Below are 17,242 nucleotides of genomic sequence, written 5' to 3'. Positions count from 1 at the left end.
CGCTTTTATTTTATGATCTATTTTAATCTTATAAGAAGATAAGCATTGTCGTAATAAATACTGGTAAGATTATCATCGGAGTATTTCTCCCGTGTGATTTCATTAAAAATAAGTTTAACATGGTATTTCCCCAAATCAGATTCCATGGCGATATCAGGTACTTTTACCGTTCCGGTTTTATTTTTATTGTCTTCAAATAATTTGATGATTTGTGGTCCGAAATCGATTTCTTCCTTAGTGTTTAACGTTAGTTTTAATGATGATTTCTCTGTTAACTGATCTATGATTTCAAATTGATCTTCGTTCAGCTTTTGTGGATCTCTATTGTAGCGTGGGAAAGACAACAAATATTGATAGTTTGCAATTTCCATGATCTGTTTTTCAGAAACGAGAACAATTCTATTCACTTCGTACGGTTTGTTTTTTAAAGTGATATTTACATCTGAAAACTTGTTCTGAATATCATATTTTATGCTATAAAATGCCCCTTTTTCAATATTATCTGATAATTCAGTCTGATCTTTTTGATTCAGGAGATTGGATAAAAATTTTCCTTGTTTTCTTTCGGCTAGAAACTCAAATTTATCCGCAATTTCAGTCCGTATTGTATCGGTTACTTTCTTATTGAAATTGATTTTGTTGCCACTGATTAACTGATTTTTATTTAAAATATTCATCAGTTCTGTTTTCTGACTTCTTTGAGCTACACTGAAAGCATTGAAATAAGGAAAGATTAAAGTAAAAGTACCAAATAGAAATAAACTGACCGGAATAAACTTTATGGTAGCTTTTCTATTAAAAATAAAGTAAATAACAATGCTCAGCAGCCAGAGAGCAAGCATCAGCACAAAATACCTTGGTTCTGTATATCCGTATTCTAAAATTCTTGTAAAAATAGCAGTGAAGAGAAGGATAATCAAAGGAGCAATGGTATAGTAAAATGCCTTTGAAAATATTCTAACCCATGATTTCGCATTTTCCTCTTTTAGTGGATGTACAAGCAGCAACGCCAGGATACCAACGGTACTGTAAGCTAAAATAAGGTAAGAAACCCAGCCTCTTGGAAGCTGCCAGTTGATTAATATTTTAGCAGAATAGAAGTAAAGAATAGCTGCGTATATAAGCAGTAGCGGAATGAGAATAAACTGGGTGAAAAACTTTAAAACAACAGGATAAGTTCCGTCTTTTTCGAGATTATTTAAACCTTTATCATTAAATAAAAGAAAAATAAAGCTGCTCCCAAAAATAGCCAGAACAAAGAATGTATCTGTATAAGCCCTGTGGTGAAAATGAAAATCAAAAAGATTATCAACAGCTACGATTGCCAACTCAACTCCGCCGGTCAAAACGCCTGTGAATACAACCGTAAGAAAGAAATTGACAAAGAGATTTTTATTATACTGCCAAAATCTAAGTTCCTTATCTTTCTCCAGAAACGGAACAAAAGAAACCAATAAGTGGAAGAGAAGTGATGTAATGGCAATGATATAAATGTAAACCTCTGTGAAATTATTCTTTTTATCAGGCAGAATACAATAGAAGCCTATAAGAAAAGCAATACCCAATACATGTAACAGTAATTCTTTCCTGATTCTCTGAGATAACATTTTCAATGCAAACATCAGGGAAATTCCGAGACAGGCACAAATAGTAAATCTGGTGTAAACGGTAGTTTCATTAAAGGTACTTTCCGCAATACAAATGGCACCAGTAGAAGCTAATAAAGCCATGACCAGAATTATTGGATATCTGAAAATGACTTCATTGGCCCGGCTTATCGTTTCCTGGAATTTTGTTTTCATGATTTGGTGTTTTTAGAATTTAGGTTAGTCCTTTTTCTTTTTTTCTTCTTGTCTTTCTCTTTTACTTTGGTCTTTTTCTCTTTTTTTGGACTTAAAATTTCTTCAGCAATTTCAAATTTAGGTTCTTCAATTTTGGCTGGTTTTATTTCGATTTTAAGATCAAAATGTCCTTTCATATCTTCCTGGGAGATCAATTTTTCACTTAATAGAAGTTCCAGAATTTCTTTTCCAGAATCATTGAAAAAGTTGCGCGAAAGTTCTTTCAATAGGAATTTTTTATACTCTGTCAAAGGAACAAGTACAGTGTATTTGAAGATCCTTCCTTCTTTTACTGTTGATAGATAGCCTTTTTCAACTAATATTTTCAAATAAGTGGAAACCGTGTTCTGGTGTGGTTTCGGTTCCGGATGCTGCTCCATAACATCCTTCAGATAGAAAGATTCCATTTTCCAAAACAGCTTCATAAAGTTTTCCTCAGCGGCGGTAAGATGATTTATTTTCATAGAGTATTCTAATGTTGAAATTGAATATTGCAATAAAGATAGATAAAAGATACCATAAAAGCTATTCCAGCGCCCATAAATACTTCTTTTACGGTGTGCCTTTTTAAAATAACCCGGGTAATGCCAACCAAAATAGCGATTCCCAGCCAGGCAAGTCCCATTTTCCAGCCCAATGAGAAAAATAATGCAGCTACAAATATGTTGAATGCAGTATGCATCGAGCTTTTGATGTAAAGATTGCTGATCTGAAGAGCAAAAAGAAGGATTAAAATAAACAGCATGATAAGATCAATAGATCCGTTTCTGATGTAATTGAAAATAAGATAAGCAATTACACAGACTGCAATAAATATATAAAGGGTTTTTCTTTGAACCCGGTTGGATACATCCATATTGGTATATCTTCCCGTCTTCACATTCCACACAAGCCATATGACAACGGGAATAATGATCATTGATAATATGGGAAGGAAATAAAGTAAAGAATCTTTAAGGGTGTATTCCCTGATGCTCATGTATACAAAAAAAATGATCAGAGAGACCAAAGGATTGAAAAAATCAGAGATGACTTTTGAAATCTTGTGTAGTAATGAAGACTGCTTTTCTTCCATATTTTAGTTTAAAAACCAAATATACTATTATAACCTCAAAAATCAAATGGATACAGATCAATAGGAGGGATGTGGAAATTATTTAAGTGAATGTTTATCAATGTGTTTGTCGTAAGAGGGGCCTTTTTTAATTTTTATATTAAATTCATTAATAATACTAAAGAGAAAAACTCGAAGTTGATAGAATTTCCCCTGAAAAGAAGCTGCTGAAATGACCAAAAGTTATGTTAACAATAATTAAAGGAGAAGGGAGAAGAGGAATAATGAGCCATGAATTTCTGATATTTCTGCCCCTTTTACTATTTCAGAAAAGGCACATAGATAGGCTTGTTCCTTATATATGACAGTAGAGAAATAACAGATGGGACGGAGCTTCATGAGCACATCCAAGGCTCGAAAATTAAGAATAATCCATTCAGCGCGCAAATAGATTTTACAGAAAAAACGAAAAGTTATCTATGTATAGAATAAAAACGAAGTTTTTTTCATAATTTTGCTCAACTATTTCATCATAAAAAAGCAAGAGCTAACACATGAAAGAATTTTCTAAAGAGGTATACCTGAAGTGGTATGAAGATATGACAATGTGGAGAAGGTTTGAAGACAAATGCCGTTCTCTTTACCTAAAACAAAAGATCAGAGGTTTTTTACATTTGTATAATGGTCAGGAAGCTATCCCTGCTGGATTCACGCATGCGATGGATTTATCAAAGGATAGTATGATTACTGCTTACAGATGTCACATTCATCCAATGGCGATGGGAGTGGATCCTAAAAGAATCATGGCTGAACTTTGTGGTAAAGCTACAGGAACATCTGGAGGTATGGGTGGATCTATGCACATTTTCAGTAAAGAACACCGTTTTTATGGAGGACACGGTATCGTTGGAGGACAAATTCCTTTAGGAGCAGGTATTGCTTTCGCAGATAAATATTTTGACAGAAAAGCAGTGAACATCTGTTTCTTTGGAGATGGTGCTGCAAGACAAGGTTCTTTACATGAGACATTCAACATGGCTATGAACTGGAAGCTGCCTGTAGTATTTGTTGTGGAAAACAACCAATATGCAATGGGAACTTCTGTAAAAAGAACTGCCAACCACGAAGATATCTATAAATTAGGATTAGGATACGAAATGCCTTGCCTTGCTGTAGATGCAATGGATCCTGAAAAAGTAGCAGAAGCTGCTTATGAAGCTATTGAAAGAGCAAGAAGAGGAGACGGGCCTACATTCATTGAAGCAAGAACTTACCGTTACAGAGGACACTCTATGTCTGATGCTGAGCCATACAGATCTAAAGAAGAGGTAGCTATTCATAAAAATGATGACCCAATCGAGCTTGTAAAGCACAGAATTTTAGAAAACGGATGGGCTACAGAAGCAGAATTGGAAGCTACGGATAATAAATCAAGAGACTTCGTTGACGAATGTATCGAATTTATGGAAAACTCTCCTTATCCAGAGGTTGATAAGATCTATGAATATGTATACGCTCAGGAAAATTATCCATTCCTAGACAAATTAGAAAATTAATAATTAGATAATTTGAGAATTTGAAAATGAATTAAATTTTTTAATTCTCACGTCATCACATTAACAAATTATCATATTAGAAAATTATGGCAGAAGTAATTACGATGCCCCGCCTATCCGACACTATGACGGAAGGTAAAGTGGCAAAATGGCATAAAAAAGTTGGAGATAAAGTAAAAGAAGGAGATATTTTAGCTGAAATTGAAACTGACAAAGCAGTTCAGGATTTCGAATCTGAGATAGAAGGTACCCTTTTATACGTAGGTGTAGAAGAAGGAGGTGCTGCTGCTGTAGACTCTGTTTTAGCAATTATCGGTAATGAAGGAGAAGATATTTCAGGATTGACAGGCGGAGCTGCTGCTCCAAGTGCAGGTTCTGAAGAAAAAAAATCCGAAGAACAACCTAAAGCTGAGGCTCCTGTAACTGAATCTGCTGCGGCAGAAGTTCCGGCTGGAGTAGAAGTTATTACAATGCCTAGACTTTCTGATACAATGACAGAAGGTAAGGTAGCTAAATGGCATAAAAATGTAGGCGATACAGTAAAAGAAGGTGACCTTCTTGCTGAGATCGAAACAGATAAAGCAGTACAGGATTTCGAATCTGAATTCAATGGAGTATTATTGAAGCAAGGTGTAGAAGAAGGAGGAGCTGCTCCTGTTGATTCTGTATTAGCCATTATTGGCCCTGCAGGAACTGATATTTCTGCGGTAGGTGCTCCAAAAGCTGCTGCTCAGTCAACTGAAAAACCAGCTGAACAAAAAGCAGAAGCGAAAACAGAAGAAAAAGCTGCTCCGGCTGCTGACGCTTCATCTTCTGACAGAGTGGCAATCTCTCCATTGGCTAAGAAAATGGCTCAGGATAAAGGAGTTGACATCAACAGTGTTCAGGGATCTGGAGAAAACGGAAGAATCGTTAAAAAAGATATTGAAAACTATCAGCCAGCTGCGAAACCAGCTGCTTCAGCTCCTGCAGCAAGCGCTGCTCCTGTTGCAGTAAACTTCGTACAAGGTGAAGATACAGAGACTCAAAACTCTCAGGTGAGAAATATTATAGCAAAACGTCTTGCTGAAAGTAAATTCTCTGCACCTCACTACTATCTGATGGTTGAGATCAACATGGATAAAGCAATTGAGGCAAGAAAAGAAATCAATTCTTTACCTGATACTAAGATCTCTTTCAATGATATGATCATTAAAGCGACTGCAATTGCTTTAAGAAAACACCCTCAGGTAAATTCAAGCTGGGCAGGAGATAAGATCATCCACAGAGGAAATATCAACATTGGTGTAGCAGTAGCTATTCCCGACGGATTGGTAGTTCCTGTATTGAAAAATACAGATCAGATGACGTACACTCAGATTTCTGCATCCGTAAAAGATATGGCTTCAAGAGCAAAAAGCAAAGGTCTTAAGGCTAATGAAATGGAGGGATCTACATTCTCTATTTCTAACTTAGGAATGTTCGGAATCGAGACATTTACAAGTATCATCAATCAACCTAACTCTGCAATCCTTTCAGTAGGAGCAATTATCGAGAAACCAATCGTTAAAGATGGTCAGATCGTAGTTGGAAACACCATGAAACTTTCATTGGCATGTGACCACAGAGTAGTAGATGGAGCTACAGGTGCACAATTCTTACAAACATTAAGAACATATTTAGAAAGTCCATTAACATTGTTACTGTAATTTTCTGAAATGAAAATAATAAAACCTCCCAAATCGGGAGGTTTTTTTGTTTATTGGGAATTTGAAATGCCAATACCCGGAACAATATCTAAAATATTTCATAAATCTTGTTGGCTCGGAAAATAAGAATAAGAGCTATAAGGTTGTAGATTATACTACTGATGTCTAATTCTTATAATCATTAAGAACAAAATTTACAAAATCCATTAAATTTGATTTACTTTCCAAATTGTAAGGAAGGTTTTATTGGGATATCAATTTGAGAATTGAAAATTATCACCGCATTTTTTGATGGAATTTCAAAATCAAATTACTATTTTTGAATCATGATTAAAGCAAGAAATATCCATAAATCTTATGGGAATTTAGAAGTACTGAAAGGAGTTGATATTCACATCAAAATGGGCGAGGTGGTTTCTATTGTAGGAGAATCTGGAGCAGGTAAATCTACATTGCTTCAAATTTTAGGAACTTTGGATCATCCAAGCCAATCAAATAAATATGATACTGAAATTGAAATAGCAGGAGAGTCATTTATTAATATGAATGATAAGCAGTTATCGAAATTTAGAAATCAGAATATCGGCTTTGTATTTCAGTTTCATCAGCTGCTTCCGGAGTTTACCGCACTGGAAAACGTTTTGCTTCCGACAAGAATTGCTGGAGCCAATGAAAAAGAAGCACTTGAAAAGGCGTATGCTTTATTTGAAGATTTAAAAATAGAACAAAGACTGCAGCATAAACCCAATCAGCTTTCAGGTGGAGAAGCGCAAAGAGTTGCGGTGGCTAGGGCTTTAATCAATTCACCAAAAATTATTTTTGCAGATGAGCCTACAGGAAACCTGGACTCTAAGAATGCGGATGATCTTCACAGATTGTTTTTTGATCTGAGAGACAAATACAATCAGACCTTTGTGATTGTAACCCACAATCCGAATCTTGCAGAAATAACAGACCGTAAGCTCGTTATGAAAGACGGGATGATCATAGAATAGGAGTATACAGACCCCAAATAATGAAACACTTTATTTTTCTTTTTGTAATTTTTATTTCCTGTTCAAAAGTTGAATCTCAACAGTTGAGTTCAATGAACGTACCTCAGGAAAGAATTTCAGAGGTTAAAAATTATATTAAAGGAAAAGAGTATAATCAGGAACTGGCTGTTTTTATCAATTTTAAAATGCCTTCCGGAAAATACAGGTACTTCATTTATAACCTGAAAAAAAATACAATTGTCCAACAGGCTGTTGTTTCCCATGGTTCAGGTTCTGTTATTCCACGTTCAGATGCTTTAAAATTCAGTAATACAGAAGGCTCTTATCAGTCATCTCTCGGAAAATATGCCATAGGAGAAAGTTATGTAGGAAAGTTTGGAAAAGCCTATCGCTTAAAAGGCCTGGACTCTACCAATAGCAATGCCATGCAGAGAGCGATTGTACTTCATTCTTATGGATGCATTCCTGATGCTGAATCTCAGACTCCGGCATGTTTAAGCTTAGGATGTCCGATGCTTTCTGTAAATGCCTTTAAAGAAACCTCAAAATATATTGATCAGTCGACGAAACCTGTGATTTTATATGCTTTCTATTAATCTATAATATATTTCCATGGCTATAAAACTTCTTGCTGAAGATGACAGACCCAGAGAAAAGTTTTTGCAAAAAGGCAAAAGCTCACTTTCTGATTCTGAGCTGCTGGCTATTATTATGGGAAGTGGAAATAGAGAGGAGAACGCGGTAGAGCTGGCAAGGAAAATTTTAACCTCTGTCAATAACAGCTGGCATCAGCTGAGTCTACTTTCTGTTAAGGATCTGATAAAATTCAAAGGAATTGGAGAGACAAAAGCCATTTCCATCATTTCGGCTTTAGAAATAGGAAGAAGAAAAGCTGTACAGGAAATTCCGGAAAAGACGATCATCGGGAATAGCAGTGATGCTTATGTTATTCTTAGAAATCAGCTTTCTGATTTAAGAACAGAAGAATTTTGGGCTATTTTTCTAAACAACAATAATAAAGTTATACATGTTTCTCAACTTACTCAGGGAGGCATCAGCCAATCCATTGTAGATGTGAGAATTCTTTACAAAGCAGCGTTGGATCAATTTTCAACAGGGATTATCATTGCTCACAACCATCCTTCCGGAAGCTTGAAACCAAGCAGAGAAGATATCAGCATTACACAAAAAATAAAAGAAGCAGGACAGACGTTGAGTATCCAGCTTTTAGACCATATTATTGTCACGCAGGATTCCTATTTTAGTTTCTCTGACGCAGGATTATTATGATTAGAAGATTGAAATACCATGAAATTGATTTTGTAAAATATGCTCAATGTTTAGAGAACTCCGAACAAAGAAAATATTCTGCTACAAAAGACTTTTTAGATACTACTTCAACGATGCCATGGGAAATTCTGGTTTACAAAGATTACAAAGCAGTAATGCCTGTGCCTTTTGTAAGAAAGTATGGAGTGAAAATTGTACACAACCCGAAACTTTGTCAGCAGCTCGGTGTTTTTTCAGACAAAGATGATGTGGATCTTAATGAGGCTTTTTTAGCATTTCTGGAAAAAAATTACATGATCAGAGCGTATCCTTTTAATGATGTAAACCAGCTTCGTACTAAAATCAGAATCAAAAAGAATTTTTTATTGTATCCTGATTCTTATGAAAAAGTTTATGTCAAATATTCTCCCAAAAGAAAAAGAAAACTTCGGCTGAATGAAGAAGTTTTAAAAGAATCGGAAATCCTACCCATTTCTTATGACAACGCAAAGACTTTTATTGAAGCCAACACGATAGGACTCAGCAAAGACAATGACCTGTCTGAATTTATGAGGATTTTCGAAAGTTTTCACAAGTTAGATTATCTGAAATTCACTGCTTTTTACTACCAAAGTAAGATTGTAAACGTAATTGCTACTTACACAGACTGCAATATGGTGGCACTTTTAGGTAATTTTAATGATAAAGATTATGTGAAATTATCAGGAGCCTCGTTATTGATTGACCATCTGATTAAAGAAAATATAGAAACTCATATATTTGATTTTGAAGGAGGAGAATTACCAAATATTGAAGAGTTTTTCAGAGGATTCCGTCCGGAATTAAGACCTTACGGCATTATTGAAAATTCAAAAAAAAATCTTTTTAAAAAATTGGGTAATCTTATTATGAAAGGAAAGCCTTTTTTATGATGAAAAGCATTGTTTAGATTGGTTCTAATTAAGTAATATTCTGTAACTTTATAAAATACTAGTAAAAACCGTTATGTTACAACAGATTCGTCAGTACAAATTATCATATATGCTGTATAACTTCTTTAAAAAGAATAAGTTAAAGCATAATATTCCGCTGTATAAAAAATACGGAATTGATAAGAACTATTTTTCAAGTATTTCGAGTAAAGATTTTGTGCATCTTCCTGCCAGTACAAGAACGGTAGACTATACAAAACTTACGGAAACCCCCTTTTTTAAAAAGCTATCAGAAGAAAATAAAGAAAGTACCCTTCAATATGATGATAACGGATATTTGATTCTAAGGAATTTTCTGACTCCAGAAACGGCAGATCAAATCAATATGGAAATTGATAAGCTGATGGAAGAGGGAACGCTGAAGTTTATTTACGGAGGAAAGCTGATGTTTGCCATTCATCATTCGGAAATCATTAGAAATATTGGAAGTGACAAGGAATTGTTAGACTTTTTATCTGTTTTGCTGAACGGAAAATCTAAACTTTTTCAAAGTATCAATTTCATCAATGGAAGCCAGCAGAAAACCCATTCGGACAGTATTCACATGACTACTTATCCGCTAGGAGGTTTGCTTGGAGTATGGATTGCACTGGAAGATGTGGATGAAACGAACGGTGCCCTGCATTATATTCCCAAAAGCCATAAGCTGCCTTATTTCCTGAATTCAGATTATGATAACGAAGGAACAGCTTTGAAAATTGGAAAAAAAAGCTACAGAGCTTATGAAACATTCCTTGAAGATAAAGTAAAAGAACTGGGATTAAAAAAAGAAGTTTTTAAGGCGAAAAAAGGAGATCTATTAATCTGGCATGCCAATATCCTTCACGGTGGCGAACCTCACACCGATAAAAACAGAACGAGAAAAAGTCTTGTATATCATTTCTTTGACGAAAACAGCGTATGCTATCATGAAGTGACCCAAAGACCGGCTCTGTTTGAACTTTAAGGCATTCCCTTATCATAAAAGCTTTTTATAAGAATACGGGTTTAAAAGATAGTTTCTTTACATTTGTATTCTTATAATATCAACGTATGAAAAAAAAGGGAAATATTCTTGTTTTTATATTTTCAATCTATGTATGTTTCATGTCATACTATCTGTATACCCACCAGTATTACAATACGGATATGGAAGCTTATATGGGGCTGATTTATAAAACAGAATACCCCGATATGAAAATTGAAGAGATTCATCAGAAAGTATATGATGAACTGAGGGAAAAGGACCCCAATTTTGCAGGATTAGGACCTGTAGATCCTATGGTGGAAGAGGTAGCAAAAGGAGAAAGCACGTATTACAAAATATTATCAGAAAATCCCAAAGCCTACGAAGAAGAACTGCAGCTTTTTGTGGTAAAACCCTTTTATAACTTTGTCAACTGGTCATTCTTCAAACTGGGTTTCAGTGCTTCTGCCTCCAACTCTTTAATATCAAGTATTTCTTACGCACTGATTCTTATTCTGATTTTCAGCTTTTTGATAAAAATTCTGAAAAATTATACTTTTGCTTTCGTCATCACGATTTTAATTTCCATGTTCAAGCCTCTTCCGGAGTCAGCAAGACACGTTTCAGCAGATTCTTTATCATGTCTGTTGCTTCTTTTGAGCTTCTATGTGTTTTTAGTGAGAAGGAATTTCTTTCTTGCAGGTATATTTGCCATGTTATGCATTTTGACAAGACCGGAATATTTTATCTTTTATTCATGTCTGTATGTCCTTATTTACCTTTACAGAAACAAACTTCAGTTAAAAATAGGCCCATTGTTTATATCATATGGGTATCTGTTCCTTTCTTTCTTTTTAATACAGGTTTTCAATCAGGTTTCGTGGTCTACACTCTTTATGAATCAGTTTACTCAGGTTCAGATTTATCCTGTTTCGCAGCCTGATCCGTTTTTGTTTTCAGATTATATTCATTTTATTAAAAGTAAAATAATGCTGGAATTCAACGGTTCATATTTTCCGATCCTATTGATTTTTATAGCGATCATTCTGGCTAATAATTTTTCGTTCCGTAATAAAAAAATACAGGCTCAGCTCTTGTTTTTCGTGATTATATATGGAACTGTGATGCTGAGATTTTTGGTTTTTCCGTCTCTGGCCAACAGGATGATGCTGGGCTTTTATCTCATCATTATCCTCGCATTGATCTATATCCAGAATTCTAAAGTGGATATCTTTAAAAACTCTTTAGAAGACGGAAAATAATTAGTAATTTTGCAGTCTAAAATTATGACGAGTCTTTCAGGATATTTACCGTATGCATTTGCATTGATTATTGCAATTCCTTTTCTGGTTTTGCTCAGACAATTTGTACACTCGTACATCACCCTTAAAAACCAGGAAATCAAATTACTCACTATGAAATCAAATTCAGAGAATAAGGCCCATTCCTATGAAAGGATGACCCTGTTTCTGGACAGAATGAAACCGTCAAACCTTATCCAGAGATTTGACAGTGAACTGGCCGTTCATGAGTTTATTTTCCTTACAGAAAAGACCATTAATGAAGAATTTGAATATAACTCCTCACAACAGTTATACATCACAAAAAATTCATGGAAGAATATCGTAGACTCTAAAAATGCAATTATAGAGCTTCTTCATAAAACCTATGACGGATTGAAAGGAGAGGTTCAGCTGGATGAGTTCAAAACGATTTTCATCATGAACTACATGGAAAGCAATGACTATATTGTTGAAACAATAGAAGATTTAAGAAAAGAAATTTTAATAATAACTTAAAAAATAACAGATAAATAATGATTCCAAATTTTAAAGCACATCCATGGCATGGGGTTTCTGCAGGAGAAGATGCGCCAAATGTTGTAAACGTATTCGTGGAAATCGTTCCTTCAGATACAATTAAATATGAAGTAGATAAAGAAACAGGATTTTTAAAGGTAGACAGACCTCAGAAATTTTCTAATATTATTCCCGCTTTATATGGGTTTGTTCCAAGAACATATTGCCACACTGAAGTTATGAAACTGGCTGTAGAAGCTGGGGCTGATGATGTGACGGAAGGAGATCACGATCCGCTTGATATTTGTGTATTAAGCTCTCACAATATTCATTCCGGAGGATTATTAATGGAAGCTATTCCAATCGGTGGTTTCAAAATGATCGATGGTGGAGAAGCTGATGATAAAATCGTCGCAGTAATGATCGGTGACCACGCTTTTGGACATTTCAGAGATATTTCTGAGCTTCCGGAAGCAGAAGTTAAAAGATTGATGCACTATTTCTTAACGTATAAGAACTTACCAGATGAGCCTGCTAAATGCAGAATTCATGAGGTATATGGAGCTGAGCACGCTAGAAAAGTGATCATCGCTTCTCAAAAAGATTATGCAGAAAAATTCGGAGGATAAAATACTCGGATTTAAAATAAAAAAAGGATAAACAAATTTTTTGTTTATCCTTTTTTGTTGTCTAAAAGAACCGTTTCAATGGGAATAAATCTTATTTCCAGGGGAACTCTTCTTAACTTTCTTATTTACTTATTAAATCTTAATGGTTTAATTTCTTCAAAGATTTTCTATTCCACATACTTCTCTGAAACCTTTATTCAGTCTCGCTTTTTCACAGGTTCTGATCATCATTATTTCGTTGTCATATTTATATTTTTTTGATGATAAACATCATACTGTTAAAGTTTTTAATGCTTTGATGGTAATTATTTATTATATTTAATTTTCTATTACCAAAAAAATATTAAACTATGGATCTATTTATGTTAGTGCCAATTTTTGGTGTCGTAGCTTTGCTTTATACATTTCTTCAGAGCAACTGGGTAAGTAAACAGAATGCCGGAAATGAAAAAATGAAAATAATCAGCGGCCATATTGCAGACGGAGCAATGGCTTTTCTAAAGGCTGAATACAAAATCTTAACGTACTTTGTTGTAGTGGTCGCGATATTACTGGCAGTGATGGGATTGAGTAATTCCAACTCACACTGGAGTATCGGAATTGCCTTTGCTGTAGGAGCTGTATTCTCCGCATTAGCAGGCTTTATCGGAATGAAAATCGCTACCAAAGCCAATGTGAGGACTGCAGAAGCAGCAAGAACCTCCCTCTCAAAAGCTCTTAAAGTATCTTTTACAGGAGGTTCTGTAATGGGAATGGGGGTTGCTGGGCTCGCTGTTTTAGGCTTAGGGACTCTATTCATCATCATTAAGCAGATCTTTGCTCCCGAGGCCACAGTAGATTCTTTGGAAATGGAAAAAACCATCGAAATTCTTACTGGATTTTCTCTGGGAGCTGAGTCTATAGCACTTTTTGCTAGAGTAGGTGGTGGTATATATACAAAAGCGGCAGATGTAGGGGCTGACCTTGTAGGAAAAGTGGAAGCCGGAATCCCGGAAGACGATCCCCGAAATCCTGCAACGATTGCAGATAATGTAGGTGATAATGTAGGAGATGTAGCAGGAATGGGAGCTGACCTTTTTGGATCTTACGTTGCAACAGTTTTAGCGACCATGGTCTTGGGCCGGGAAACTATTTCAGAGGATGCTTTCGGAGGTTTTGCCCCAATCCTTTTACCGATGCTGATTGCAGGAACAGGAATTATATTTTCAATGATCGGAACTTTATTTGTTAAAATTAATGATAATGAAGGTTCATCTACTTCCAGTGTACAGAATGCCCTGAACTTGGGGAACTGGGGAAGTATCGTGATTACAGCTATATCTTCTTATTTCTTGGTCAACTATCTTCTTCCTGAAAAAATGGTACTCAGAGGGCATGAATTTACTAAAATGGGTGTTTTCGGAGCTATAATGGTAGGACTTGTTGTAGGTACTTTGATGAGTATCATCACAGAATATTATACAGCTATGGGCAAGAGACCCGTTTCAAGTATTGTAAGACAGTCTTCTACAGGCCATGCAACAAATATTATCGGCGGTTTGGCTGTTGGTATGGAATCTACACTTCTTCCAATCCTTGTATTGGCAGGTGGTATTTACGGATCTTATTTATGTGCTGGACTGTACGGGGTCGCCATTGCAGCTGCCGGAATGATGGCAACTACTGCCATGCAGCTCGCTATTGATGCTTTCGGACCGATTGCAGATAATGCCGGAGGAATTGCTGAAATGAGTGAGCTCCCAAAAGAAGTACGTGAAAAAACAGATATTCTGGATGCGGTTGGAAACACAACGGCAGCCAGTGGAAAAGGATTTGCTATTGCTTCTGCAGCTTTGACTGCATTAGCTTTATTTGCTGCCTTTGTAGGAATTGCTGGCATTGACGGTATTGATATTTACAGAGCAGATGTTCTGGCAGGGTTGTTTGTAGGAGGAATGATCCCATTTATCTTCTCTTCACTGGCCATTACAGCAGTAGGACAGGCAGCAATGGCGATGGTAGAAGAGGTAAGAAGACAATTCCGTGAAATTCCAGGGATCTTAGAAGGAAAAGCACAACCTGAATACGAAAAATGTGTCGCGATCTCCACCGATGCATCTATCAGAAAAATGATGCTTCCCGGAGCTATTACTATTATTTCACCCATTTTAGTTGGTTTTATTTTTGGACCTGAAGTATTAGGTGGATTTTTGGCAGGAGCTACGGTATGTGGAGTTCTGATGGGAATGTTTCAGAATAATGCAGGAGGAGCATGGGATAATGCTAAAAAATCATTTGAAAAAGGAGTGGATATCAATGGACAGACCTATTACAAAGGTTCAGAGCCACATAAAGCATCTGTAACAGGAGATACGGTTGGAGATCCGTTTAAAGACACTTCCGGACCTTCTATGAACATCTTGATCAAATTAATGTCAATCGTTTCATTGGTTATTGCGCCTACTTTGGCCGTTTTACATAAAGACAAAATTGAAGCGAACAGAAAAGCAAAAATTGAAAGCCTTACAGGGATTTCCAATGCTGCAACGGGTGTTAATGGAGATACGAAAATCATTACTGCTGTTCCTGGAGAAATTAAAGGACACCTTAATGAAAGCGGAGACTTTGTATATGAAACAGGAAATATTCAAAAAATAAAGCTGGATGGAGGAAAAACGATTGCCATTGGAGATGGTAGTCAGCTTTATCAGCTTTATAATGTAGTGAAACAAAAAGACAAATCTGCATTAGACCCGAATAAATGGTACACGATTGAAAACCTTTATTTTGAAACAGGTTCAAGTGATCTGAAAGCAGAATCTGTACTTCAGGTGAATACGTTAGCTGAAATTTTAAATGCCTATCCGGATTTAAAAATTAAATTAGGCGGATATACAGATAATAGCGGTAATGAGGATAGTAATATCAAGTTATCCAATTTAAGAGCACAAACTGCAAAATTGAAACTCCTTGAATTAGGAATTTCAGCAGACAGAATAGAAGCAGAAGGATATGGATCCCAACATCCGGTATGCGAAGCGAATGATACAGACGAGTGTAAAGCAAAAAACAGAAGAATTGACGTAAGAGTTTTGGCTCTTTAGAATCAATGTTAAAAATAATAGAAAAGCATCGCTCTGGCGGTGCTTTTTTATTGGTTATTCTTAAAAATAAAACTCAGGCAAATAAGATACCTGCAATTATCTGTGCAATCCGCGGGAAAACTAATATGGAAAAAATCAAAGATTCCTTTTCAAATGTTCCATTGCCTGAATAATCAGTTCATCTTTTTTTGCAAAGCTAAACCTGATATAATCTGAATTATCTCTTGAATTATAAAAAGCAGAAAGGGGAAGGCAGGAAACTTTTTTCTCAATCGTGAGCCATTTTGAAAACTCTACATCTGTCATTGTTTTAGAAACATTGCGGAAATTGACAATCTGAAAAACACTTCCTTCCGCCTGTTGTTCCACTTGCAGAGGAGTTTCCCGGATCAGCTGATTAAAAATATCTCTTTTATTCTGCATTATTTCTTTATTAATAGCTGGGTCAAATACATCCAGATACTTTGCGATAGCGTATTGTGCAGGAGCATTGGCACTGTAAGAAATATATTGCTGATGGCATTGAAAATTTTCAGTTAATGCTTTAGAAGCGAGCATATAGCTGACCTTCCATCCGGAAGTATGGAACATTTTGCCAAAAGAAAAAATACAGAATGTCTTTTCCCTGAGGCCTGGATGAATAAAGGAACTGTAATGTTCAGTTTCATTATAGCAATAGGTATCATATATTTCTTCGGAAATCAAATAGATTTCACGCTCTTTAATCAGTTCGTACAACTGGCTCCAGTCTTCCTTTTTCCATACTTTTCCCGTTGGGTTCTGGGGAGAATTGACAATAATCGCTTTGGTTTTCTCCGAAATGCAGTTTTTAAATAAGTCCCAGTTGATCGTAAAATTACCTTCAAGATCATAATAGACTGGGATTCCACCATTCATGACAACAGCAGGTCCATATGTGTAATAGGACGGTTGAATAATGATGACTTCATCATATTGATTAATAATAGATTTGAGGGAAGTATATAAAGCAAAGGTTGCACAGGGAACAATGGTGACTTCACCAGAACTAATCGTGATTTTATGATTCCGTTTTGCATTGAAACGGATGATGCTTTCAATCAGAAGGGGGCTACCGGCAAGAGGTTCGTAATGATAGGTATCTTTTTCAGAAGCTTCTTTTAAAAATATTTTCAGACGCTCGTCAATATCAAAGTCGGGAAGTCCCAGAGAAAGATCAAAGCTTCCGTGTCTGGTAGCCAGTTCGGACATTTCCGTAAAAAAGGAATAATGAGTAAATCCGTAAATTTCATCCACCTATTTTGTATTTTAATCAAATATAATAAAAATTCAATACCGTATTGAATTTAAAATTGACGTATTGTTAAATTCGTGTAGAAGCAGGTGTTCTCTTATCCTATTTATTTTTTCC

Annotated in this window: 15 protein-coding genes; 11 read left to right on the top strand and 4 right to left on the bottom strand. The window is 35.7% G+C overall.

Annotated elements, in window-relative coordinates; translation table 11 throughout:
• Nucleotides 1–17: 17 nt before the first annotated feature.
• The 3 genes from LF886_RS14515 to LF886_RS14505 are packed head-to-tail and all read right to left on the bottom strand — an operon-like array spanning nt 18 to nt 2,916.
• On the bottom strand, nt 18–1,802 hold the full coding sequence (locus LF886_RS14515; protein WP_236850204.1) for a DUF4153 domain-containing protein: 1,785 nt from the start codon (nt 1,800–1,802) through the stop codon (nt 18–20).
• Nucleotides 1,799–2,305 carry a BlaI/MecI/CopY family transcriptional regulator gene (locus LF886_RS14510; RefSeq protein ID WP_236850203.1) on the bottom strand — a complete coding sequence of 169 codons (507 nt, stop codon included), beginning with the start codon at nt 2,303–2,305 and terminating at the stop codon, nt 1,799–1,801. The genes LF886_RS14515 and LF886_RS14510 overlap by 4 nt, the downstream gene beginning before the upstream one ends.
• 8 nt (nt 2,306–2,313) lie before the next feature.
• Nucleotides 2,314–2,916 carry a phosphatase PAP2 family protein gene (locus tag LF886_RS14505; RefSeq protein WP_236850202.1) on the bottom strand — a complete coding sequence of 201 codons (603 nt, stop codon included), beginning with the start codon at nt 2,914–2,916 and terminating at the stop codon, nt 2,314–2,316.
• Nucleotides 2,917–3,449: 533 nt separating this feature from the next.
• Between LF886_RS14505 and pdhA the strand changes: the two genes are divergently transcribed.
• The 11 genes from pdhA to LF886_RS14450 all read left to right on the top strand — a co-directional run bounded on the left by pdhA (nt 3,450) and on the right by LF886_RS14450 (nt 15,852).
• A complete protein-coding gene (pdhA, locus tag LF886_RS14500) occupies nt 3,450–4,451 on the top strand; it encodes a pyruvate dehydrogenase (acetyl-transferring) E1 component subunit alpha (RefSeq protein WP_236850201.1) in 1,002 nt (333 codons plus the stop codon).
• 86 nt (nt 4,452–4,537) lie between these two features.
• Nucleotides 4,538–6,139 carry a pyruvate dehydrogenase complex dihydrolipoamide acetyltransferase gene (locus LF886_RS14495; RefSeq protein ID WP_152288529.1) on the top strand — a complete coding sequence of 534 codons (1,602 nt, stop codon included), beginning with the start codon at nt 4,538–4,540 and terminating at the stop codon, nt 6,137–6,139.
• A 326-nt stretch (nt 6,140–6,465) separates the two neighbouring features.
• Nucleotides 6,466–7,134, top strand: coding sequence for an ABC transporter ATP-binding protein (locus tag LF886_RS14490; protein ID WP_103232842.1), 669 nt, complete (start codon nt 6,466–6,468; stop codon nt 7,132–7,134).
• A 92-nt stretch (nt 7,135–7,226) separates the two neighbouring features.
• Nucleotides 7,227–7,730: a murein L,D-transpeptidase catalytic domain-containing protein gene (locus tag LF886_RS14485; RefSeq protein WP_236850200.1), complete on the top strand. Its 504-nt coding sequence runs from the start codon at nt 7,227–7,229 to the stop codon at nt 7,728–7,730.
• 16 nt (nt 7,731–7,746) lie between these two features.
• Nucleotides 7,747–8,424 carry a RadC family protein gene (gene radC, locus LF886_RS14480; protein ID WP_236850199.1) on the top strand — a complete coding sequence of 226 codons (678 nt, stop codon included), beginning with the start codon at nt 7,747–7,749 and terminating at the stop codon, nt 8,422–8,424.
• Nucleotides 8,421–9,335: a hypothetical protein gene (locus LF886_RS14475; protein ID WP_236850198.1), complete on the top strand. Its 915-nt coding sequence runs from the start codon at nt 8,421–8,423 to the stop codon at nt 9,333–9,335. The genes radC and LF886_RS14475 overlap by 4 nt, the downstream gene beginning before the upstream one ends.
• Before the next feature lie 73 nt (nt 9,336–9,408).
• Nucleotides 9,409–10,341, top strand: a complete 933-nt coding sequence (locus LF886_RS14470) for a phytanoyl-CoA dioxygenase family protein (protein WP_236850197.1) — start codon at nt 9,409–9,411, stop codon at nt 10,339–10,341.
• 86 nt (nt 10,342–10,427) lie between these two features.
• A complete protein-coding gene (locus LF886_RS14465; protein WP_236850196.1) occupies nt 10,428–11,603 on the top strand; it encodes a hypothetical protein in 1,176 nt (391 codons plus the stop codon).
• A 24-nt stretch (nt 11,604–11,627) separates the two neighbouring features.
• The gene (locus tag LF886_RS14460; RefSeq protein WP_236850195.1) at nt 11,628–12,140 is read left to right on the top strand and encodes a hypothetical protein; all 513 of its coding nucleotides are present in this window, start codon (nt 11,628–11,630) and stop codon (nt 12,138–12,140) included.
• Nucleotides 12,141–12,157: 17 nt separating this feature from the next.
• Complete coding sequence (locus LF886_RS14455) at nt 12,158–12,769, top strand: inorganic pyrophosphatase (RefSeq protein ID WP_124531115.1); 612 nt, start codon at nt 12,158–12,160, stop codon at nt 12,767–12,769.
• A gap of 350 nt (nt 12,770–13,119) precedes the next feature.
• Nucleotides 13,120–15,852, top strand: a complete 2,733-nt coding sequence (locus LF886_RS14450) for a sodium-translocating pyrophosphatase (protein WP_236850194.1) — start codon at nt 13,120–13,122, stop codon at nt 15,850–15,852.
• 135 nt (nt 15,853–15,987) lie between these two features.
• Here LF886_RS14450 and LF886_RS14445 read toward each other — a convergent pair whose 3' ends face one another.
• Nucleotides 15,988–17,127 (bottom strand): aminotransferase class I/II-fold pyridoxal phosphate-dependent enzyme, encoded by a 1,140-nt coding sequence (locus LF886_RS14445; RefSeq protein WP_236850193.1) that lies wholly within the window; start codon nt 17,125–17,127, stop codon nt 15,988–15,990.
• Nucleotides 17,128–17,242 lie beyond the last annotated feature (115 nt).

Origin of the sequence: Chryseobacterium sp. MEBOG07 (assembly GCF_021869745.1) — a bacterium.
Lineage (GTDB): Bacteria > Bacteroidota > Bacteroidia > Flavobacteriales > Weeksellaceae > Chryseobacterium > Chryseobacterium viscerum.
The sequence above is the reverse complement of the archived record's forward strand: the minus strand, read 5'-3'. Positions and strand labels throughout refer to the sequence as shown.